Source organism: Candidatus Omnitrophota bacterium (assembly GCA_003598025.1).
Classification (GTDB): domain Bacteria; phylum Omnitrophota; class Gorgyraeia; order Gygaellales; family Profunditerraquicolaceae; genus Profunditerraquicola.
This window is the reverse complement of the sequence record QZKH01000003.1, coordinates 1-20,335: the sequence shown is the minus strand read 5'-3', so window position 1 is coordinate 20,335 and position 20,335 is coordinate 1. Positions and strand designations below refer to the sequence as shown.

At 40.9% G+C, this 20,335-nt stretch carries 22 protein-coding genes, 3 tRNA genes and 1 other RNA gene; 2 read left to right on the top strand and 24 right to left on the bottom strand.

Features of this window, described 5'->3' with window-relative positions; all coding sequences use genetic code 11:
• Positions 1-37 precede the first annotated feature (37 nt).
• Together C4533_02420 and C4533_02415 are read left to right on the top strand one after the other, a co-directional pair.
• The gene (locus tag C4533_02420; protein ID RJP28668.1) at positions 38-331 is read left to right on the top strand and encodes a hypothetical protein; all 294 of its coding nucleotides are present in this window, start codon (positions 38-40) and stop codon (positions 329-331) included.
• On the top strand, positions 328-627 hold the full coding sequence (locus tag C4533_02415; GenBank protein ID RJP28667.1) for a hypothetical protein: 300 nt from the start codon (positions 328-330) through the stop codon (positions 625-627). The genes C4533_02420 and C4533_02415 overlap by 4 nt, the downstream gene beginning before the upstream one ends.
• An 8-nt stretch (positions 628-635) precedes the next feature.
• On the opposite strand, the gene C4533_02410 is transcribed toward C4533_02415, so the two are convergent.
• From C4533_02410 to C4533_02295, 24 genes are all read right to left on the bottom strand, one after another.
• Positions 636-3,431 carry a tetratricopeptide repeat protein gene (locus C4533_02410; protein RJP28666.1) on the bottom strand — a complete coding sequence of 932 codons (2,796 nt, stop codon included), beginning with the start codon at positions 3,429-3,431 and terminating at the stop codon, positions 636-638.
• Between the two features lie 84 nt (positions 3,432-3,515).
• Complete coding sequence (locus C4533_02405) at positions 3,516-4,403, bottom strand: hypothetical protein (protein RJP28665.1); 888 nt, start codon at positions 4,401-4,403, stop codon at positions 3,516-3,518.
• Positions 4,404-4,539: 136 nt separating this feature from the next.
• Positions 4,540-5,283: a hypothetical protein gene (locus C4533_02400; GenBank protein ID RJP28664.1), complete on the bottom strand. Its 744-nt coding sequence runs from the start codon at positions 5,281-5,283 to the stop codon at positions 4,540-4,542.
• Positions 5,284-5,297: 14 nt separating this feature from the next.
• Positions 5,298-6,698: a hypothetical protein gene (locus tag C4533_02395; protein ID RJP28663.1), complete on the bottom strand. Its 1,401-nt coding sequence runs from the start codon at positions 6,696-6,698 to the stop codon at positions 5,298-5,300.
• Positions 6,699-6,941: 243 nt separating this feature from the next.
• Complete coding sequence (locus tag C4533_02390; protein ID RJP28662.1) at positions 6,942-7,292, bottom strand: hypothetical protein; 351 nt, start codon at positions 7,290-7,292, stop codon at positions 6,942-6,944.
• A 239-nt stretch (positions 7,293-7,531) separates the two neighbouring features.
• Positions 7,532-8,164: a glycerol-3-phosphate 1-O-acyltransferase gene (gene plsY, locus C4533_02385; GenBank protein ID RJP28661.1), complete on the bottom strand. Its 633-nt coding sequence runs from the start codon at positions 8,162-8,164 to the stop codon at positions 7,532-7,534.
• Entirely contained in the window at positions 8,133-8,702 is a 570-nt protein-coding gene (locus C4533_02380) for a CDP-alcohol phosphatidyltransferase family protein (protein RJP28660.1), read from the bottom strand. The genes plsY and C4533_02380 overlap by 32 nt, the downstream gene beginning before the upstream one ends.
• Complete coding sequence (lepB, locus tag C4533_02375) at positions 8,699-9,295, bottom strand: signal peptidase I (GenBank protein ID RJP28659.1); 597 nt, start codon at positions 9,293-9,295, stop codon at positions 8,699-8,701. The genes C4533_02380 and lepB overlap by 4 nt, the downstream gene beginning before the upstream one ends.
• Positions 9,292-11,088, bottom strand: a complete 1,797-nt coding sequence (gene lepA / locus C4533_02370; GenBank protein RJP28658.1) for an elongation factor 4 — start codon at positions 11,086-11,088, stop codon at positions 9,292-9,294. The genes lepB and lepA overlap by 4 nt, the downstream gene beginning before the upstream one ends.
• Positions 11,081-11,746: a (d)CMP kinase gene (locus C4533_02365; GenBank protein RJP28657.1), complete on the bottom strand. Its 666-nt coding sequence runs from the start codon at positions 11,744-11,746 to the stop codon at positions 11,081-11,083. The genes lepA and C4533_02365 overlap by 8 nt, the downstream gene beginning before the upstream one ends.
• Complete coding sequence (locus C4533_02360; GenBank protein ID RJP28656.1) at positions 11,743-12,585, bottom strand: prephenate dehydrogenase; 843 nt, start codon at positions 12,583-12,585, stop codon at positions 11,743-11,745. The genes C4533_02365 and C4533_02360 overlap by 4 nt, the downstream gene beginning before the upstream one ends.
• A 1-nt stretch (position 12,586) precedes the next feature.
• Positions 12,587-13,603: a 3-deoxy-7-phosphoheptulonate synthase gene (aroF, locus tag C4533_02355; GenBank protein ID RJP28655.1), complete on the bottom strand. Its 1,017-nt coding sequence runs from the start codon at positions 13,601-13,603 to the stop codon at positions 12,587-12,589.
• 12 nt (positions 13,604-13,615) lie between these two features.
• Complete coding sequence (locus C4533_02350) at positions 13,616-14,746, bottom strand: histidinol-phosphate transaminase (protein RJP28654.1); 1,131 nt, start codon at positions 14,744-14,746, stop codon at positions 13,616-13,618.
• Positions 14,701-15,762 carry a prephenate dehydratase gene (gene pheA, locus C4533_02345; protein ID RJP28653.1) on the bottom strand — a complete coding sequence of 354 codons (1,062 nt, stop codon included), beginning with the start codon at positions 15,760-15,762 and terminating at the stop codon, positions 14,701-14,703. Before pheA ends, C4533_02350 begins: the two co-directional genes overlap by 46 nt.
• Positions 15,731-16,348, bottom strand: a complete 618-nt coding sequence (gene scpB / locus C4533_02340; protein ID RJP28652.1) for an SMC-Scp complex subunit ScpB — start codon at positions 16,346-16,348, stop codon at positions 15,731-15,733. The genes pheA and scpB overlap by 32 nt, the downstream gene beginning before the upstream one ends.
• A gap of 5 nt (positions 16,349-16,353) precedes the next feature.
• Positions 16,354-16,989, bottom strand: a complete 636-nt coding sequence (locus C4533_02335) for a Holliday junction DNA helicase RuvA (protein RJP28651.1) — start codon at positions 16,987-16,989, stop codon at positions 16,354-16,356.
• Positions 16,986-17,468 carry a crossover junction endodeoxyribonuclease RuvC gene (gene ruvC / locus C4533_02330; GenBank protein RJP28650.1) on the bottom strand — a complete coding sequence of 161 codons (483 nt, stop codon included), beginning with the start codon at positions 17,466-17,468 and terminating at the stop codon, positions 16,986-16,988. The genes C4533_02335 and ruvC overlap by 4 nt, the downstream gene beginning before the upstream one ends.
• Positions 17,469-17,472: 4 nt before the next feature.
• Positions 17,473-18,222 (bottom strand): YebC/PmpR family DNA-binding transcriptional regulator, encoded by a 750-nt coding sequence (locus C4533_02325; protein ID RJP28649.1) that lies wholly within the window; start codon positions 18,220-18,222, stop codon positions 17,473-17,475.
• Positions 18,223-18,284: 62 nt separating this feature from the next.
• An RNA gene (gene rnpB / locus C4533_02320) (RNase P RNA component class A) lies at positions 18,285-18,666 on the bottom strand.
• A 6-nt stretch (positions 18,667-18,672) separates the two neighbouring features.
• Entirely contained in the window at positions 18,673-19,095 is a 423-nt protein-coding gene (locus C4533_02315; GenBank protein RJP29208.1) for a reverse transcriptase-like protein, read from the bottom strand.
• Positions 19,096-19,107: 12 nt separating this feature from the next.
• Entirely contained in the window at positions 19,108-19,827 is a 720-nt protein-coding gene (locus tag C4533_02310; protein RJP28648.1) for a hypothetical protein, read from the bottom strand.
• A gap of 45 nt (positions 19,828-19,872) precedes the next feature.
• A tRNA-Val gene (locus tag C4533_02305) sits at positions 19,873-19,942 on the bottom strand.
• Positions 19,943-20,008: 66 nt separating this feature from the next.
• A tRNA-Val gene (locus tag C4533_02300) sits at positions 20,009-20,082 on the bottom strand.
• 8 nt (positions 20,083-20,090) lie between these two features.
• Positions 20,091-20,162, bottom strand: a tRNA-Met gene (locus C4533_02295).
• Positions 20,163-20,335: the final 173 nt, after the last annotated feature.

Genomic DNA, 20,335 nt, shown 5'->3' with positions numbered 1-20,335 from the left:
TGTAACAGAAACCAGGGTTATTTTTTTGAGGTGGATAATGAAAACGATGAGCCAGGAAGAAAAAATTCAGAGAGTCGTAACATTCTTGAACCGTCAGGAAGTAGATTTCCTTGATAAAGTCGGCAAAGATGCTCTCTTCTCTACGGGTGCTAAGCTGTCCAGGGCCAGGCTTATTTCCTGGCTGGTAGACTTAGTAGAGCATCTGGACATAAGCGGCCAGGGGATAAAATCTGAAAAAGATTTTGAAAATAGAATTTTGAATGCTTTCAAGAAGCAAGAGGGGTCAGTCCTCACCTGCCACGGGAGAACAAATCAAGGAGGCGCGAAATGAAAAAAATAACACTCTTAACTGCCATATTATTACTTGCTTTTTTTATTGCTCAAGCATCTGCCGAGGCAATATCATTTTCAGTTTCTTGCACCATACCGGCAATCCCGGGCGTTAATGCGCCGGCTGACAACACCTCAACAAACAACCAAACACCCAGTCAGCATGCGGATGTAAAAACGGATGTAAAAGAAGTTAAAGCTGAATTGAAGCCTGAGATTATACAACAAGTATCCGAGAGGCTTATTATGGCAGATAATGCTGCTATGGTGAGCTTAAAAACAGTATACAACAGATAAACATTCGGCTATCCTTCTATTCTATCCAGCGGTATATCATAATGATAAGTTACCCCTTCAAAAAGGTATAGCTTCTGAGATAATGATGTTTTAGGCAAATATTGGACCGGAAGGCTATCCAAATGGAGTTCCACTATATGCTCTCCTGCTGAAGCATTAGGGAAAGAATACCTTCCGATATTATCGGTAACAGATTTCTTGCCATCTTCCAGCGTTATGACAACCCCTTCTACTCCTTTCTCTTTTACATCAAAAAGGCCATTGCCATTAGAATCTTCAAATACAATCCCGCTGATTTCTGACCTGGAAACTATCCCGAAATACACACGGCTTACTCCATGATGGATTACCGGGACGTCCTGAGTAACGGGAACAGTTATTACAAAACCCGGCTGTATTGTAGTCGTATCCAAATTGATGAATACTTTTCTGCCTTTGACGCCGGTAAACTTAAAATAACCGAATATATCCGTTGTTTCCGTACGGTCTTTACCCACCCATACTTTTACCCCCTCAACAGGAGGCTCATCCCTCTGCCTCAGGCCATCGGAATTATAATCCTTGAACACATAGCCATCGACACTGCCCACAGAATCCCAGCGCCTGCCAGTATCCCACAAATAACGCATGCCGGCATTAAAATCAGCTTCTATACGTTTCTCGATACCATCCTTATCAGCCCAAACGTTACGTACGCGGCATGAACCATAAAGCTCCTTACCGCCGTCACCGGGCCTGAAACTCAACTCGCTATAGCCTTCTATATAATCCTCTCCTGATAAAAACCCTAAGTTCGATACAGTATCCTCTTCATCCCTATAAGTAAAACGGAAAATTCCATAAAAAGGAGTGGCTCCTATCTGCTTAGACCAGTCCAGCCCCATTTCAAGCGCATGAGGATGGGCTTCGGTACCATAATACTTTTCCTGTAATAAATTTATTTCCTTATTCAAATAATAATAAAGCTCACCAACCACATTGAATCTCATGCCTGCGAAGAACCTGTCGTTGATATAATCCGAGCTGGGCGCAGAATAATTCTTATTATCCTGATGATAATAATTCATATATGTAGATATATCTTTTATAAAATGGATTTTGTTAGTATAGCCCACTCCCGAACTTTGATAGCGGTATTGCGAAAGCCGGCCAAGCTGATTTTGCAAATCATAATTTAAATTAAGCGCAGAATCGTCATCAAGCTGATAGTTTGCGCCCCAGCTGAAGTCTTCATTCCATCTGTTGTTATTGTCCTCTGAGGGGAAAAGCCTGTCCCGGTAAACATCAAGGGAAGATGACATTGAAAGCTTATCGGTCGGCGAATAGCTTAAATTTAATAGGCCTCCGATCTCACCCTGGTGCCATCCGGTTTCGGTTATGCTATTATACCGTTCATCGACATTCCTTGCTTCTGCCGAAACGCTTATCTTCTGCTGGCTGAATCTCCATTTTAATAAATGCGCAAATCTTTCTGTATCATTGGCTATTTCATAGTTAAGATTCCACTTATCAAAATTCCAGGTGCTGGATAAATCATAATTATATCTGTTAAGATAATCTTCCCTGTCCCTACCCCAGCCGTGCACGGCAGTAACTTTATAATTCTGCCTTTTGCTCGGAGAATAATCAACATAAACGCCGTCTATAAACGAGTGCTTTGTCTTGGTTAAAGAGGGAGAGAGATTACCGTACCTGCCTCCGCCTTCCCTGCCCCAGAAAATACTATAACTCAACTTATTGTTAAATGCAGGAGAGCTGAAGAAGCCTCCTCTGAGGGTAGACCCTGAAAACGCTAAATTAGAAAAATATGGCATATAATCAAGCAACCTGATGCTAAAGCCCTTAAATTGGCCGAATTGCCCATTAGTTAAACCGATTGTGGCATAGCTTAAATCGCTATTCTTTTTAAGGCTGCGAACATCCGCAGAAGAATCAAAATCACCATATGGCGTGGGTCCGTAAAAACCAAGGCCATGTACCCAAGAATAAGAACCACGGTTTAAATTATCTAATCTTCTGCCTGATTCAAATGATGACCAGTCTAAAGTATAACGCAGCTTAAAATTTCTTGCGCTTTCTTCTTCTTTGCGTAACATCTCTTCATAAGAAGCGCCTTTTGGCTGAGGAAAACCTCCGATGAACTCCGTGGTCCACCTGCCATTACTATCCCAAATATGCAGATAAGTATGCCCGATACCTTTTCCTGTCACAATGATCTGGTCAGCATTGACCCTTTCTACATCAATTATTTCAGGTTCGGTAACCAGGAACCTTTGTATATTATTTCCGTATATAATAACTTTATTGCCCTGTATAATCTCAACAGGCTGGCGGATATTGCTGAAATCATTATCAAGATAAATTACTTTAGGAGGAAGCACCCTTTCCTCTAAAACGCTATCTAAGGTTTGAGGACTTAGCGGCTCTGTCTTTTTGCTGACCGACTCAATAGATTCTATCATATCTCTCTGCAGCTCTACCAAATCAAGGATCTCTCTTATAGAACCGGAATGAGAAGTAGCAAGGCTTTCATAGCTTGGCGGGATATATTCTACATCCTTGATATTCATCTGCTCGATCATCTGGATATATCTTAAGGCGGGCTCATAAGTAGGGTCGATGATCAGGGCCTTCTTGAATTCATGCATAGCCTCGGAATACCTTCCCTGGTTATAAAAATTAACTCCTAATTCGCAAAGAAACTCAGGCATCTGCGAATATGCAAAAGAGGCTACGGGCATTAAGAATGCCGAGAAAAGAATAATGTAAAATATAATTATTTTCTTAGTCAGGTGATTTTTCATAATACCTTATATAACAATAAAAGGGATCAGCCTTCAATCCCTTTTATGTTTATTTAATCCTAGAAAGATGACAGCGAAAGAATATTATCGCAGCTGGCCAACTTTTAATACCTCTCCTCCCTGTCCTAAATAAAGCTCGGTCTCCTTAACTATAACAGGCCCCCTGCTTACCCCGCCCTCTTCCTGAGATTTACCTAAATCGGTAGTGATGACTAAATCATATTTACCTTCACTAAGAGGCTTCTTCCAGGAAGCTTCTATCATACCGGTATCACCGGGGAACATAAAAACATTATTAAATTCTCCTCTGGCATGCACTACCCCTTTAAAATCAATTATATGGTAAGAAGAAGCGGTGGTGATATCGGTGTTCCCGGTGTTTTTTAAATCAGCAGAAATCAAAAGGTAATTATTCTTGATATCATTAGAAACTTGGAAATTATTAAATTCAACAGACCGTTTGAATTTATCTTTTACCTCGATATAGATCAGGGAACCTAATCTTATTGCAAGGCCGACCCCGGATTTAATGCCCTGCTCCGGGCCTCCGAATTCAGGAGGAATGGGAGCGCTCTCAAAAAACATGACTGCATAATGGCCGCCCTCAGCATCCTTAGGGACATTTACGGTGTAATTCACCTTACCTATACCGTAAGGAGGGATTAACAGCTCTGATGGGCTGTAATTGATCCATTTCGCGCAAGAAAAAGGGGTGCTTCCGGGAGGATAGAAATCTTTTGAGCCGTCATTAATATCGGTATATACCCAATCTTCCAAATAAACTTTAAGGCTTATCGGGCTGCCTGACTGGCTATAGATCTTTATCTCTCCGGATTTTGATGCGCCATCGGGAATACTTAATTTGATCTTGGACTGTTCCAACCTGAAAGACAGGTCTGCTGCCAAAGATACATTTATATTACTACATAACAGTAAAGATATAGATACAACGAATATTAAGAATCTAGGCAATAAAAACTCCTTCCTAATTTATAAGATAAAGCCTTTGGGATGACAATGGTAGACCCTTCCCCTTACCACCCCAAATATGTAACCTATAGAACCTTAACAATACTTCCTACTCAACTAAAAAAACGTAGAGTGCTTATTATAGCCACTCAGTCATAGTAAGAGTTACAGTGCCTGAATACGTTCCTGCAGCAGTCTCTAAAGATACAGCTTCCCATCCAGTTGGACGCGAATCACCAGTTCCCGGGAAAGGCGGTATCCCATATTCAGCGCGTATTATCCTTGCTCTCTTAGCCTTCAGGATCAAACCCGCATTCTTTGCCAATGCTGAAACGCTGGGAGTAAGCTGCGGATTATTGCTTTCTTCAGTTGCAGTCAAAGCACCCTGTCCGGTTGTTTGTCCAGAATACATATCACTTTCAGAATAGACCGGAGTGCGGACAACTGAATTCTGAATAGCAGGAGAGAATGTGGCTGCGCTCTGCTTAAGCTCATAACCTTTTCCACCCCAAGCATCAGGATACAGGTAAACAATATAGAAATTCTCACCGTAGAAGCAACCCGCACCGCCGATATCTTGGCCGCTGGAATTACGTAACCTAGTGCTCAATGTCCCGAAATTCAAGCTGGTGCTGGTACCTAAGCTAGTGCACTGGGCAAACGGATCCCCCGAAGGGTTGTAGCTATAACCAACACATCTTAACAAAGCATGCGCGCCTAAAGCAGTACCGCTGGTTACAGTTGCGCTGGCAGTCAAAGATATATCAGCATAAGCAAGTTGAGGAAGAACTATTGCTATCGCCAGAATTAACAAAATACCAATCGTTTTTCTCATTTTAACACCTCCTTTCTTAAATTTATTTTTATTCAAATCAATTACCATAAGAATCCTCCTTTTCAAAGTTCGACTAAAGAATAAGTAATCCGCGTAGAATAATCACCGGCAACGATATCCGCAGGGCAGGTAAGTTCATATATTACCTTAAAACTTCCGGCAGAGCCTTTAGCATCTGATACGTAAAGCACCGTTTCGCCTTTCTGCACATTTGCCTTACTGAGAAACTTCAGGTCTCCTTCAAGATCAATATTCTCCGTCTTTAAAGTAAAATACTCAGGGCTGATAACATTACCCTCCTTATTGGTCAAGTCAGAAAAGACCTTCTGGCTTACCTGGTATTTCTTTCCGGTATTACTTTTGATGTCAACAATTACCTCGCTCTGTTGCGGCAAAGATTTTGGCTTCAAATTTGAAAATTCAATCCTCCCTTTTGGATCCTGAGGTTCAAGGCTAAGCTCAAATATCTTTTCATTCTCTACTGCCAGGTCCAAATCATCTATTTTCTTATCAATGCCCTTTTTTCTTAAATAAAACTGCAGCCTTGAATTATAGGTCCCAGATTTCTCGTCAGATAAATCCTTTATATAATAACTGATTATAAATTCCCTGTCAGCTTGCCCTGTAGGCGAAGACGTATAAATTATCTGAGGATTATTTGAAAGATCGGTCTTTGCGGCTCCGACGCCTTTTTTAGCTTCAGCCACCCTGAAATTTATGATATTGCTGTCTATTCTATCACCGGTTTTAGATTCTAAAGGCCGCGCTAAATACTGGACAATGCTGAAAGGTTCGTTAAAATCGCTGTCAATTTTAACCAAAATATCTACCGCTATCATCTGGTCTTTGGAAGGATTCAGATTTATTCTTTTTGAACCGGTAGGTGTAATTATCTCTATTTTCTGGCTAACGGTGCCTGTTTCACTAATACTTATGTAAATATACAAATATTTTGTGACTTCCTGCCGGGTTGACCCGATTGGCCTTAAAGTAAAACTGATCTGCCCCTGGTAAAAACCGGGCTGTATACTGTCTAAGTCCTTTAAGCCATATACCAGCGTCAAGGTATCTGCCTGGCCGCTAGAACTGGAGGTATATATTAATTCATTATCCCTGACTGCTATATCATTGGTAGGAATACGAAACGTGCCGAACCTGTTTGTTCCGCGTAATCCTCTGACTACCAGATTATCGCGTAAAATAACACCGGGGTTATCCCTATTGACAAATTGCTGTTGTATCCTCTGGATTATTTCATACCTGGTAGAGACATCGGAATTTACCTGGAGCTTAACACCTTTATACTGATTTGCCTGATTAAGCTCTAATCTTGTGCCGCCTTCAACCAACGAAAGGCTTAAATCAAAAGTATCAGCTAATAAAAAAACCGGCAGGGTAAATATGGATAAAAGAATACACAGAATAAATATGGATAATGCTTTTTTGCTTACCGTGTTTTCCAAATCACACCCCCCCTTTTTTAGGGTAGTATATCGCTGATAATAGCAAATGTCAATCGAAATATGGCCATGACCATATAAAAGAAAAAGCCGGATTGACCCTTAGTCAATCCGGCTTGAATCTATTCCGTGGCTTTCTCAATTATCTCCAGTAATCGAGAAGAACCGGATAATAACTACTTTTATAAACTTTTTAATAAGTATACACTACTTCTATTCCAAAGTCAAGCTTTTATCGTTCATTAATCAACACTTATCGCTATCTCCCATAACTGCCGTCTTGCTTATTGAATTAAGGCTGATACAAAGAGTATGCATAAAAAGGATCAGATATAGCTTGCCGCCAGAAACAGCATATATGCTCCCCTTGATCTTGCAAAAAAATTTCTCTCTTCTATTGTTAGTATTCCTCTCCTTTAATACATATAAATACGGCTTCGGTCTATCAACTGGGCTTCCTTCTACTTCCCTTAAAAGGCAAATAAAATGCCTGCGGATAACGCTATGCACACCTTGTTTATCAACAATTTCTGAACTTGCTATTATCCTTCTTTTTCTGTCGTTTGAAGTCAGATTTTTATAAAGAAGATCTCTCATCTATCCCTCTGTTTAGGTTGCCGGGCTGCACAATATTTGAGCAACCCGGCGGTTATCCCCACAAAAATAATTTCGTGGCTGGTGGGGATTCCTTAAACACCCACAAACCTGATAAATACTTTTGCAAAGAAAGTATAACATCATAACTCCTGAAGAATCAATATGATAAAGCTGTTATCAGGAAAGCGCTTTCAAATTATAGATACTTATTTTTTGGTGAAAGAATATACCCTAGAAAGTTAGGAATGCTTGCGGAAATTGATGCGTTTTTCTGTACCTTGGAAAATCCTCTTAATATTCGATTTATGCCTACTAATAACAAGGAAGGATAATACCCCGCCCAAAATAATAATGGCTTTATCCTGAATAAATATTGCCATATAAACAGGCAGGCTTAGACCAGATATAATCGAAGCTAATGACACAATTCTGGAAATCAAAAATACGATAACCCATGTAGCTATTGCAAGAATTAATACAAGATTTAAGCCCGGCAAACCACTGGCCAGCCCAAACAAAGCTCCTAAAGTTGTAGCCACTCCTTTACCGCCTTTAAAATTAAGAAAAACAGTCCAATTGTGCCCGGCTATAACTGCCAAAGCAAATATAATTCTTATAAAACCTGGCGCGAAGCCGGATCTAGTTATAAAAATATCCCCGATAAAAGCGACCGCGATGAACCCTTTAAGGATATCTATAACCAACACGGAAATCCCGGCCCCCTTGCCTAATACCCTTAATGCATTGGTTGCCCCGATATTCCCGGACCCTGACCTTCTGATATCTATGCCTTTGATCTTACCAAAAATAAAAGCTGTAGGGATACAGCCGATTAAATAACTAACCGTTATTCCTGTTATTATCCAAAACATACAATACCTTAAATCCTCTCTTTATATAATCTGCTCCCGAAATAATTGTAAATACGACAGCAAGCCACCATATCATGAAAGAAAACCAAAATTGTAATATCACAGAAATTACTGCTGCCATTTGAAATGTGGTTGTCAACTTTCCCCATCTGGTTGGGTAAACATAAATACCCTGCTTGACCATATAAATAACAACTGCTCCCAATAAGATCAATACATCCCTGCTTATCACAATTAGAGTAACCCATAAAGGGAAATTGATGCCCCCGGGGAAGCTGTCGATCATGTGTAAACAGACAAACGAACTGATTAAAAGTATCTTATCACCTAAGGGGTCTAAAACCAAACCTGCCTTCGATTGTTGTTTTGCTTTACGGGCAATATAACCGTCTACTGCATCAGAAACCACTGCCAGAATAAAAATAAATAAAGCTATTAATCTTAGATAGTCCCGGCTAGGAGTATAATAGATTAGGCTGGCGATGAAAAATGGTACGGTAAGTATCCTGAAAGTAGAAATCTTGTTGGCAAAATTCATTTCAACATTCTTGTGCGGTTAAAAGGCCAATAAATAAGCATGGCTTTGCCTAAAAGATTGGACCGGGGGACAAAACCCCAGAACCGGCTGTCAAGAGATGCTGCAGAGTTATCCCCGAGCACAAAATAACTTCCTTTAGGCACAATGATTTTAAAACCATCTTCTTCAAAATCACCGCGGTTGTAATAATACCTAATAGTGCCGTCGATATTTCTGGTAAACAGTTTATCAAGCAGAGGCTTACCATCAATATATATCGTACCGTCTTTTATTTCAACTGTCTCTCCTTCAAAAGCTATGAGCCTTTTTATGAAATCCTTTTTAGGATTTTCAGGATAAATAAAAACAATTATATCGCCCCTCTTAGGATCGGTTAACTTTGGTAAATTAAGCTTTGTAAAAGGGACCTTCGCCCCGTAAATAAACTTATTTACAAGAATAATATCCCCTTCAACAAGAGTTGGGCGCATCGAACCCGTAGGTATCTTAAAAGCCTGTATTATAAAAGGCCTTATTAGAGCAAAGGCAATAATAGCCGCGAACACCAACGCTTCTGTCCATTCCCTAAGCTGGGATTTACTTTCTTTTTTCATATCTTTAATGCCTGCAAAAAAGCCTCCTGAGGGATTTCAACCTTCCCGAATTGCTTAAGCCGTTTTTTGCCTTTTTTCTGGCCCTCCCATAATTTACGCTTGCGCGTAATATCACCGCCATAACATTTACTGGTCACATTCTTACCCACGGACTTTATTTTCTCAGAAGCGATTATCTGGCTTCCGATACTAGCCTGTATGCTCACCTCAAACAGATGCCTGGGTATCAGTTCTTTAAGCTTTGAAACCAAAGCCCTTGCCTTAAATATTGCCTTATCTTTATAGACTAAAGAAGAAAATGCATCACATATAACCCCATTAAGCATTATCTCAAGTTTAACAATTTTAGTGGGTTTATAAGTGCTAAACTCATAATCGAGTGAGCCGTAACCTTTCGTTAATGACTTTATTTTATCATAAAAATCGACAATAATCTCAGAAAGAGGCATCTCAAAAATAATTTTTACCCTGTCTTCTCCCAGATAATCAGTTGCCTGAAAAATTCCGCGCCTTGACTTAGCAAGTTCACAGACAGAATCAATTGCATCAACCGGTACTATCATCAGAAGAAGCGCATACGGCTCGAACATCTCCTGTATATCCTGCGGTTCAGGCAACTTAAGAGGCGTATCCACTTCGATAAGTGCGCCCTCTTTAGTCCTGATCCTATAAACAACATTAGGCACGGTCAGAATTAAATTCAGGTTGTATTCTCTTTCAAGGCGCTCCTGCACTATCTCCATATGAAGCAGCCCTAAAAATCCGCAACGAAACCCGGAGCCAAACGACTGTGAGGTCTCCGGTTCGAAAACAAAAGAGGCATCAGAGAGCTTCAGCTTGTCCATTGCGTCACGCAAATAAGGAAAATCCGCTGGATTAACCGGATAGATACCGCAAAAAACCAAAGGTTTTATTGTCTTGTATCCAGGCAAGGGCATAGCGCAAGGATTGCGTTCATCAGTTATAGTATCCCCGATTATTATCTCTTTCGGGTTGCGTATATTAGCCATCAAATAACCTACTTCTCCGCAGGAGAGAGTATCGACTTTCTCGTATTTCAGGTTCTTGAGGGTGCCCAATTCTTCTATTTTATATGTTTTACCTGAATGCATAAGTCTTAATTGCGTGTCTTTTGTGATTTTACCGTCTACCACCCTTACGTAAACTACGACCCCTTTAAAAGAATCGAACCTGCAATCAAAAACAAGAGCCTTCAAGGGATGATGGACATCGCCGGATGGATAAGGTACGACAGATACAACCCTTTCTAAAATATCATTAATTCCGATACCTTCTTTGGCAGAGGCCAATATTATTTCATCTTCCTTAAAACCCAATATATCTACTATCTGTCTTTTTACACGTGGGATATCAACGGTATTAAGGTCGATCTTATTTATTACCGGGATAACCGCAAGTTTATTATCTTTTGCCAAGTAATAATTTGCTACTGTCTGGGCCTCTATCCCCTGTCCGGCATCAATAAGTAAAACTGCCCCCTCGCAAGCAGCCAAAGATTTTGAAACCTCATAAGTAAAATCTACATGGCCCGGGGTATCGATCAAATTTAAAACATATTCTTTATTATCTTTGGCCTTATAAGAGAGCCTAACCATGGAAGCCTTTATAGTAATGCCTCTTTCTTTTTCCAGGTCCATATCATCAAGAAGCTGCTGGCCGGCATGTTTCCTGTCTACGGCTCCGGTTAATTCCAATATCCTGTCAGAAAGAGTGGATTTGCCATGGTCAATATGGGCAATTATAGAGAAATTCCTGATTAACGATTTATTCATTTTTACTTTTAATAAAACTAAATAATTTATCTACTACTTCTTCTATGCTTAATTTGGTCGTATCTATATAAACGGCATCATCTGCCTTCTTCAAAGGCGCAAATTCCCTGCTAGAATCAATATTATCACGGTTGCGCAGATCATCTTCTACCTGCCCAATGGTTACGTCTGTCCCGGCAGCCTTTAATTCCTTAAACCTCCTCATTACCCTTTCATTAAAATCAGCATCCACATAAAATTTATTATCTGCTTCCGGGAAAACGACCGTCCCTATATCTCTGCCATCAAGGACTGAATCTTTGGCTTTGCCCAACTTTCTTTGCAAGGAAACCATTATCTGCCTTACTGACTTAATTTTAGCAATATCGGAAACAAATTTAGTTATTCGCGGCTGCCTTATTTGAACGCTTACATCTTTAGAATCAAGTAACACCTTAAGCGAACCATCATGCATGTTTACCAGGTCAATCGTCGTATTCTGGGCAATGCCTATGATAGAACCTGTGTCGCCTACATCGATCCCATTATCAATAACTTTCAGAGTGAGCGCCCTGTACATCGCACCCGTATCTATATAGACGAAGTTGAGCTTCTTAGCCAACAGCTTGGCAACAGTACTCTTGCCTGCACCAGCTGGACCGTCAATAGCTATAATCATTTCATTTTTTCTCTTTTTGTTTTTGCTTTGTTGAGGAAATCAAATATCTTTTTACTCTCAGAATTGGTTATTGCAGACTCTAAGGCGAGTACTGCTTTCTTGAATCCGCTTATAGCAATTCTTATATTTCTCTTATTGCTGAGAAATATCTCCTGCCATAATTTCGGATCTGAAGCAGCGATCCTGGTGACATCTTTAAGGCTGGTAGGCGCAAACTTCAAGAAATCATCCGGGACACATCTTATCAAAGAAAAAGCAACTACATGCGGCAGATGGCTGATAAATGACAGGATCTGATCATGCTTATCAGGTGGCATAATTATAACCCTGGCCCCTACACATTCCCAAAGCTTCTTTATCTTATTATATACTGCAGGCCTGGTGCTTTTAACCGGCGTCAATATACAGATAGAATCAGAAAATATATCCGGCCTTGCATTCACCGCGCCTCTGGCCTCAGAACCGGCCAAAGGATGGCACCCAACAAAATTTGCGAAAAGACCGGAAAGCCTGGTTACTATTTTTTCTTTTGTGCTGCCTACATCAATTACTATCGTATCCCCTTTTATTTTTTTAGATAATAACATTGAGGTATCTATAATAGAATCAACCGGGGTGGCTAATATTACTAAATCGCAATCAGAAAAATCATCGAGATTTTTAGCTATAGAATCGATTATTTTTAGCCTTCTTGCAACAAAAGCACTGTTTTTATGACGGCTTAGTCCAATGATCTCCCTGGCTAATCTACGCTTCTTTATAGCCAGCGCAATCGAGCCGCCAATCAAACCTACGCCTATCACCCCTACTTTATCAAACATAATTTTATTAGCCGGCATGTTAAATTTCTCTTCCTACTGCCTTGCTTATATTCTTGAGCTCTGCCATAAGCTGTTTGAAGTTAACAGGCAGCAATGATTGCACTCCATCCGAAAGAGCCTCTTCCGGTTTAGTGTGAACCTCTATAATCAGGCCGTCCGTACCGGCGGCGACAGCCGCCTTAGATAACGGAGCTACTAAACCCCATTTTCCAGAAGCATGGCTAGGATCAACAATGATCGGTAGATGCGAAAGTTGCTTTGATACCGGCACTGCGCTTATATCAAGGGTATTACGCGTAGACTCTTCAAAAGTACGTATCCCTCTTTCGCAAAGTACGACATTAAAATTTCCGCCTGAAAGTATGTATTCTGCAGACATTAACATCTCTTTAACGGTGGAAGACAGGCCTCTCTTCAGCAAAACAGGTTTTTTTGTCTGACCGATTTCCTTTAATAAATTAAAATTCTGCATGTTCCTTGCGCCGATTTGCAAAACATCAACGTACCTGGCAACAAGTTCAACATCGCGGGTATCCATTACTTCGCTTACGGTAACTAATCCCAGCTCATCACCGACTTGCTTTAAGAACCTTAAACCCTCCTCCCCTAGCCCCTGAAAACTGTAAGGGGATGTCCTTGGCTTAAAAGCACCGCCTCTAAGCACAGATACACCGCATTTTTTTATTTCAACGGCCACATCATGCAATACTTCAAAATTCTCTATGGCGCACGGCCCTGCCATAACAATAATCTTTTTACCGCCGATCTTTACGCCCTTACCAAGCTCTATAACTGAATCTTCTTTTTTAAATTCCCGCGAAACCAATTTATAGGGGGCAAGCACGGACATAACCTTCTCAACTCCGGGGAAGGCTTCCAGAGGAGTGACGCGCAGAATATCCTCTGGGCCTATAACTCCGATTATGGATCTTTCGGTCCCTTTTGAAATATGCGGGCTCAAGCCTAATTTCTTCACTTTTTCAACAATATGGTCAATCTGCGCCTGTGTTGCTTCTGGTTTCAGCACTATTATCATCTAATCCCCCTCTTATAATATTTTCTTTAAGACTTTTATAAATCTTTCGTTTTCTTTTTTTGTACCGATAGTAACCCTGATAAAATTTCTTAATCCGTATTGCTTCATATCCCTGACGATAACCCCAAATTTCAGCATCTCTTTAAATACTCCTACTCCATCCCTGCCGACATCTATAAGGATAAAATTTGCCACGCTTGAAACATAAGGCACGCCCTGCTTCTTTAATGAATCGTAAATATAGTTTTTCCCTTCCAATATCGCTTTTCTGGTCTTGCGTATAAAACCCTCATCATCAAGCGCAGCCAAGGCTGCTGCCTGGGCTAAAGAATTAACATTAAAAGGCTGCCTGGCTGTTTCCATGTACTTAATGATATCCGGTTGAGCGATAGCATAACCAATCCTTATACCCGCCAATCCATAGGCTTTAGACAGAGTCTTTAAGACTATAACGTTTTTATTACGGATATATTTAAGGCTGTTTGGGAAATCATCGACGTCAATAAAGGCATCGTAAGCCTCATCCAGGACCAGAATCACGTTGTCAGGTAAATCCCCTAAGAATTCCTCGATCTCCAGCCTGCTGACATAAGTACCTGTTGGATTGTTGGGATTAGCGACAAATACTACTTTAGTCTTAGCGTCGATCCTCTTCTTTATCGCATTGAGATCATATTTAAAATATTTCAGAGGAACGGTCTTAACAATCCTTCCGTTGACACCTGATACAATCTTATATTCAAGAAAGGTAAAATCCGCAGTAATTATATTTTCGTCGTCCTCAACAAAAGACTTTATAATTATGTCTATAAGCTCATCGGAACCGTTACCGACGGCAAAACAGGCAGAATCAAGATTATAAGACTTTGCCAGCTTTCTCTTTAAGTAAAACGATCCGCTGTCGGGGTAACGATTAAGCTTATTAAGGCTGGCTTTGATCGCCGAAACAGCTTTAGGGGAAGGGCCAAAAGGATTTTCGTTAGAGGCAAGTTTAATAATGTTCTTTAAGCCTAACTGCCTCTTTACTTCTTCAATAGGCCTGCCAGCTTCATATGGTTCAATTTTTAATATATTTTTCCTAGCTAAATTCATTTGGCTTATCTTCCTACAGGGTAAGAACCAAGCACCTTTAAGAACCTGCATTTACGTTCTAGTTCGCCAAGGGCTTTCTTTACTTTGGGAGTATTACAATGCCCGTTTAAATCAACAAAGAAATAATAGTCCCACGCCTTTTTCTTAGACGGACGAGATTCTATTTTTGTAAGATTTATATTGTATTTCTTAAAAGGCAGCAACATTTCATATAACGCACCTACCTTATCTTTGATGGAAAAAACAATTGAAGTCCTGTCGTTACCCGTAGGCGGGACTTCATCCTTACCAATGACTAAGAACCTGGTCACATTATGTGGAGAATCTTCTATATCTCTGGCCAGGACCTTTAACCTATACAGTTTGGATGCCAAAAGCGAAGCAATACAGGCGCTGCCAATCTCCCTGCGCGCTATCTGTGCTGCGCGGGTTGTACTTGAGACTTCAATAGTTTCAGCTCCGGGAAGATTTTCCTTAAGCCATAGCCTGCACTGGCCAAAGACCTGAGGATTAGAATATATCCTCTTTATTTTATTTTTAGGGCAATTCGCCAGCAGGTTATGGGAGACATCAAGCATAACCTGGGCGCAGATTTTCAAATCCGAATCAACAAACATATCCAGGCTGTGGCTTACAGCACCTTCAATAGAGTTCTCGACGGGGATAACTCCGTAATCCGCATTGCCTCTCTCTACTTCTAAAAATGCATCTCCGATACTGTTACAAGGAGTAAAAGATACCTGAGAGCCGAATCTTTTCAAAGCAGCAAGATGAGAAAAACTTGCTTCAGGGCCAAGATATGCTATCTTTAATGATTTTTCAATTGCCAGCCCCGATGACATTATCTCCCTGTAAATAGATTCAAGTGATTCTGTCTTCAGGGGCCCTTTATTTAAACCGGATATTTTCCTGAATACTTCGATTTCTCTTTGGGGGGAATAAATACCCAACCCATTCTTTTTCTTTACATCTGCTATACCCAAAGCCATTTTTGCCCGCTCATTCAATAAGCTGACTATCCTTGAATCTATCTTATCAATTTGTCTGCGTAGGGCCTTCAGATCCATTTTTCTCCTCCGTTACTATCTGCTGAGCGCCTGCGGCAATCAGCTCATCTTCCTTGGCCTTAGCCATGGAAGAAAAATCTTCCATCTTAGGAAGATCATTTAATGAATTTAAACCGAAATAAATCAAAAACTGCTTAGTAGTGCCAAAAACAAACGGCCTTCCCGGAGCCTGTTTTCTTCCCGAAATTCGAATCAAATCTTTATCCAGCAGGCTCTTCATAACTCCGTCAACGTTGACGCTGCGTAAAGATTCTATCTCGAGCTTAGTCAAAGGCTGTTTATAGGCGATTATGGCTAAAGTCTCTAAAGCAGGTTTAGATAATCTTTCCACTCTTCTTTCTTTATATAATTTCTTCAGGAAAGGCGAAAAAGAAGTAGCTGTAACCATCTGGTAACCGCCTGCAACTTCAACCAACCTTATTCCCCTGCTCAAAGCCTCATATTCTGCGGCAAGGTCTTTGAGCTTGGCACGAATGTCTTCAATACTTAAGTGTTCCAGGCATTTTTTCATTTGCTCCAAAGTCACTGGCCTGTCACTTGAAAAAATCAAAGCCTCTAATACCGATTTAGCATTATCCTCTGTCATAACAACTAACCCTTTGTTTGGCGATAAACCTCGTTCAATAATCCTTCTGCACTATTTATATCCGGGTTATTCTGCAGGGCTCTTTTTATCATCTGTACAGCTTCCTGCCTCCTGTATTGCAGCTGCATTAAAACTGCTAAAGCGTCATCTTCAATATTAGAAGCTACTGCCCCCCGGGGACCGGAATCTTTCGATGTTTTATCCTGGATTAAACCAAATTTACCGACTTTATTCTGAAGCTTAGCTATGATCTCCCTTGCCCTCTGCTGGCCTATGCCGGGCAGAGACTTTAAGAAATCAATATCCCCTTCATCGATTGCCCTGGCTATCAAAGAAATTGGCTGATTCAATGCCCTCAACGCTGCCCTTGGGCCTATGCCAGAAACAGTTATAAAAACCTCAAAGAACTCTTTTTCTATTTCATTAAGAAAACCTATTAGCACAGGCAAACTTCTGGAAGGCTCCACCTGGAGATAATGGTAAGTAATAAAAGTAATGCATTCACCTTCTTTAGCGTGCTCATCAAGCCTCTCAATAACTGTAGCAGGCAGAAGCACCTCATAAGACAAGCTGTTCTCGGCTTGCACGACTACATGGTTCCTGCCTTTTTCAATAAGCTTTCCGGTTATGCTTACGATCATAATTTAGTCCTGATTATATTTCCGTGTGCAATAGCCAAAGCCAGGGCGTCAGTAACATCCATATACTTCGGGACTTTTGACAGCCTAAGCGTGCTGATGATCATCTTTTGTATCTGCTGCTTTGAAGCAAGGCCTTTACCTACTATTGCCTTTTTTACTCTTGTAGCAGCATACTCAACCAAGGTTACATTCTTCACTGCGCAAGCAAGACATATTACACCCCTTGCTTGCCCCAGAATATATGCAGTAGCAGGATGCCGGTAATGCACGTATAATTTCTCAAGAACGACGACCTGCGGTTTAATATCGGATATTAATCCGGAAACCGCTTTATACAAACGAGACAACCTGTATGCCAGACTGTCTTTGGAAGAAGTCTTAATAATCCCGGCTTCAATTAATAATAAACCATTTCTTCTGTAATCGACTGCACCATAACCTGTTATTGTCAAAGCCGGGTCAATCCCAAGTATTACCATTTATTTAAGAAGAAGCTTCTTCTAATATCTCATCAGGTATATCAAAATTTGCATACACCTGCTGCACATCATCATGTTCCTCAAGGGCCTCAACTAAAGACAACACTTGCTTAGCTTCGTTACCTGATAATTTTACACTGGAAGAAGGTACCATCGTTACTTCAGCATCAAGCGGAGTTATACCTTTTGCCTGAATAGCCTCTTTTACCTTTTCAAAATTCGAAGGATCAGTGGTAATTTCAAAGTTCTTATCGTCAGATTTCATATCTTCTGCGCCTGATTCCAAGACTATATTCATTAATTCATCTTCCTTTACCTGGGATTTATCAATCAAAAAATAGCCTTTTTTTGAAAACATCCAGCTAACTGAACCTGCACCTGCAAAACTCCCGCCTTTTTTGGAAAAAATATTACGCAATTCCGCGCTGGTACGGTTTTTATTATCAGTAAGCGCATCTATCAGGATAGCTACGCCACCGGGGCCGTAAGCCTCATATATTGCATTCTCATAGATTACACCCGGGAGCTCTCCGGTGCCGCGCTTTATCGCCATCTTAACGTTATCAGAGGGCATATTTGCCTCTTTTGCCTTAGCCATAGCCGCACGCAAACGCGTATTCGTATCCGGATTTCCTCCGCCTTCACGGGCAGCGACAGTGATCTCTTTTATTACTTTTGTGTACACCGCCCCCTTTTTGGCATCAGCTGCCATTTTCTTGCCTTTGTTAGTCTTCCATTTTGAGTGACCTGACATGATTATCCTCCCTATTCATTATTAATAAAGTTTCAATAATTAAACTCCAATAAACTTGATTAAAGCAGGCAGATAGAATAAGCCGAGTTCTGTATGTAAGCGCTTAGGAATTTAACTGTCATTAACAGGTAAAGAATCTAGGCGCTTGCCTGTGGCAATTCCTCTAAGTTCTGCTGTTACCAGCAGAATCTTGCAGCCTACCCGAGACTGATGACGGGAGAAGGTTTCCCTCGTCTCCTATTTGGCCTTGCTCCGCGTAGAGATTGCTTCGTTGCACCTTGCCGTGCTCCGCACGGCTACTCGTCTCTGTAGCTCTGATCCTCTCCGGCATAAACCAGAGGGTGGGCATTACCCACTACGCTACCTTCAGGAGCCCGGACTTTCCTCCCCCATTGTTTTGCTTCGTAAAACGAAGCAGTGGGAGCAGCCACGTCCTATCTGCCTGCATATCTATAAGTTAAAAAGATCAACTTTGTCTTGGCTTTTCACTGCCTCATTAGCCAATTTATCGGCACCTTTGTTTTCCGTGCGCGGAATATTTACAATGACAACTTCCTTAAACCCGGTGAATAAATGCATAGCCTGATCATAGAGCCTCTTTATACCAGGATCCTTAACTTTGTACTGGCCATTTAATTGCCGGCAAAGCAACTGGCTGTCGGAATTTATCTTAACGCTATCGGCCCTGATTATCAAACATTCCTGCAGGCCATAGATTAAAGCAGTATATTCCGCAATATTATTAGTGGAATCGCCTATAAAAACAGAAATATTCCTTATAACATTGCTACCATCACAGACAACAATGCCTATACCGCTCGGACCGGGATTGCCCTTTGATGCCCCATCTATAAATATTTCCAGCTTCTTCACGGTAACCAATGGCTACTCTTTAATATAAAGTATTCTATTGCAGACTTCGCAAGTAATTATACGTTCGTACATTCTGATAAGATTTATTACCTGTGGAGGCACATGCATATTGCAGCCTTTACAGGAATTATTTTCTACGCTTACAATAGCCAATCCGTCACGGCTCGATAGTATCTTTTCATACTGTGCTAAAATTTTAGGCTTAATGATCTCGCTTGCCTGTTTACGACGGCTATTTAACTGGTCCAGGCTGCCATCAATTTCTTTGATACGGGCCTCAACCTTATTTTTCTCCTGGTTGAATATATTTTCCTGTTCTTTGACCTTTATTTTTTCAGCGGATATTTCCTGAGAGACTTTATCCTGCTGCTCTAGGGTCTGTAAAATTTTATCTTCAACAACAGACGAATCTGCTTTAATATCCTGTATCTGCTGAAGCATCGCCTGATATTCTTTATTGGTCTTAAGGGAAAATATCTGTGTCTGCAGTTTTTTTGCTGATTCCTCTTTCGAGCCGAGCTCAAGCTCAAAATCTTTTCTCTGCTTTTGTAAATCCAGCACTTTCTTATCTAAAACAGCCAGGGCTTGCTTTTTTGCTTCAAAATCCGCCTCCAACTCCCTTATCTTTGCAGGCTTAAGCTCTTTTTCCAGCATCAAAGCATGTATTTCAGAGTCTATTTCTTGAAGTTTTACTAATCCTTCTATCTGGGTTTTTAAGTCTACACTTTCCAATTACTATCCTTTTATTGAAAATCTATTTAATATAAAAACTCTACCTGGGCGTAATAGGGCTCGAACCTATGACCTCTACAATGTGAATGTAGCGCTCTAACCAATCCCGACGCTCGCTTTTAGCTCGGTCGGGACCCCGACTACGAATGTAATGAGTGCGTCGGGGCTGAGCTTTTATCAATGGGCATTAGAGGACTTGAACCTCTGGCCTCTACAATGTGAATGTAGCGCTCTAACCAACTGAGCTAAATGCCCTCTAACGCTGGGCCCAGAAGGGATCGAACCTCCGACCAAGTGATTATGAGTCACCTGCTCTACCGCTGAGCTATGGGCCCGAATCTGAATTATTTTTGACGTTATTGTAATCTTAATTTGACGGCATGCCTGCCCATAAATACCCTTTTAATGAGTCACCCCCGACGTTCCGACAGAATCTTAGTGAACGTCAGAAGTCGGGGCTCCGACCGAACCGGAAGTGAGCGTCGGAGCTGCTCTACCGCTGAGCTAT

What these genes read in the sequence shown, in the direction of transcription:
- C4533_02325 (RJP28649.1), bottom strand. Translation starts at nt 18,222, where the DNA reads ATGTCAGGTCACTCAAAATGGAAGACTAACAAAGGCAAGAAAATGGCA.
- C4533_02380 (RJP28660.1), bottom strand. Translation starts at nt 8,702, where the DNA reads ATGAATTTTGCCAACAAGATTTCTACTTTCAGGATACTTACCGTACCA.
- C4533_02415 (RJP28667.1), top strand. Translation starts at nt 328, where the DNA reads ATGAAAAAAATAACACTCTTAACTGCCATATTATTACTTGCTTTTTTT.
- ruvC (RJP28650.1), bottom strand. Translation starts at nt 17,468, where the DNA reads ATGGTAATACTTGGGATTGACCCGGCTTTGACAATAACAGGTTATGGT.
- C4533_02420 (RJP28668.1), top strand. Translation starts at nt 38, where the DNA reads ATGAAAACGATGAGCCAGGAAGAAAAAATTCAGAGAGTCGTAACATTC.
- C4533_02360 (RJP28656.1), bottom strand. Translation starts at nt 12,585, where the DNA reads ATGCCGGCTAATAAAATTATGTTTGATAAAGTAGGGGTGATAGGCGTA.
- pheA (RJP28653.1), bottom strand. Translation starts at nt 15,762, where the DNA reads ATGGATCTGAAGGCCCTACGCAGACAAATTGATAAGATAGATTCAAGG.
- C4533_02335 (RJP28651.1), bottom strand. Translation starts at nt 16,989, where the DNA reads ATGATCGTAAGCATAACCGGAAAGCTTATTGAAAAAGGCAGGAACCAT.
- C4533_02390 (RJP28662.1), bottom strand. Translation starts at nt 7,292, where the DNA reads ATGAGAGATCTTCTTTATAAAAATCTGACTTCAAACGACAGAAAAAGA.
- plsY (RJP28661.1), bottom strand. Translation starts at nt 8,164, where the DNA reads ATGTTTTGGATAATAACAGGAATAACGGTTAGTTATTTAATCGGCTGT.
- aroF (RJP28655.1), bottom strand. Translation starts at nt 13,603, where the DNA reads ATGATAATAGTGCTGAAACCAGAAGCAACACAGGCGCAGATTGACCAT.
- C4533_02350 (RJP28654.1), bottom strand. Translation starts at nt 14,746, where the DNA reads ATGCAGGTTCTTAAAGGTGCTTGGTTCTTACCCTGTAGGAAGATAAGC.
- C4533_02400 (RJP28664.1), bottom strand. Translation starts at nt 5,283, where the DNA reads ATGGTAATTGATTTGAATAAAAATAAATTTAAGAAAGGAGGTGTTAAA.
- C4533_02365 (RJP28657.1), bottom strand. Translation starts at nt 11,746, where the DNA reads ATGATTATAGCTATTGACGGTCCAGCTGGTGCAGGCAAGAGTACTGTT.
- C4533_02410 (RJP28666.1), bottom strand. Translation starts at nt 3,431, where the DNA reads ATGAAAAATCACCTGACTAAGAAAATAATTATATTTTACATTATTCTT.
- scpB (RJP28652.1), bottom strand. Translation starts at nt 16,348, where the DNA reads ATGACAGAGGATAATGCTAAATCGGTATTAGAGGCTTTGATTTTTTCA.
- lepA (RJP28658.1), bottom strand. Translation starts at nt 11,088, where the DNA reads ATGAATAAATCGTTAATCAGGAATTTCTCTATAATTGCCCATATTGAC.
- lepB (RJP28659.1), bottom strand. Translation starts at nt 9,295, where the DNA reads ATGAAAAAAGAAAGTAAATCCCAGCTTAGGGAATGGACAGAAGCGTTG.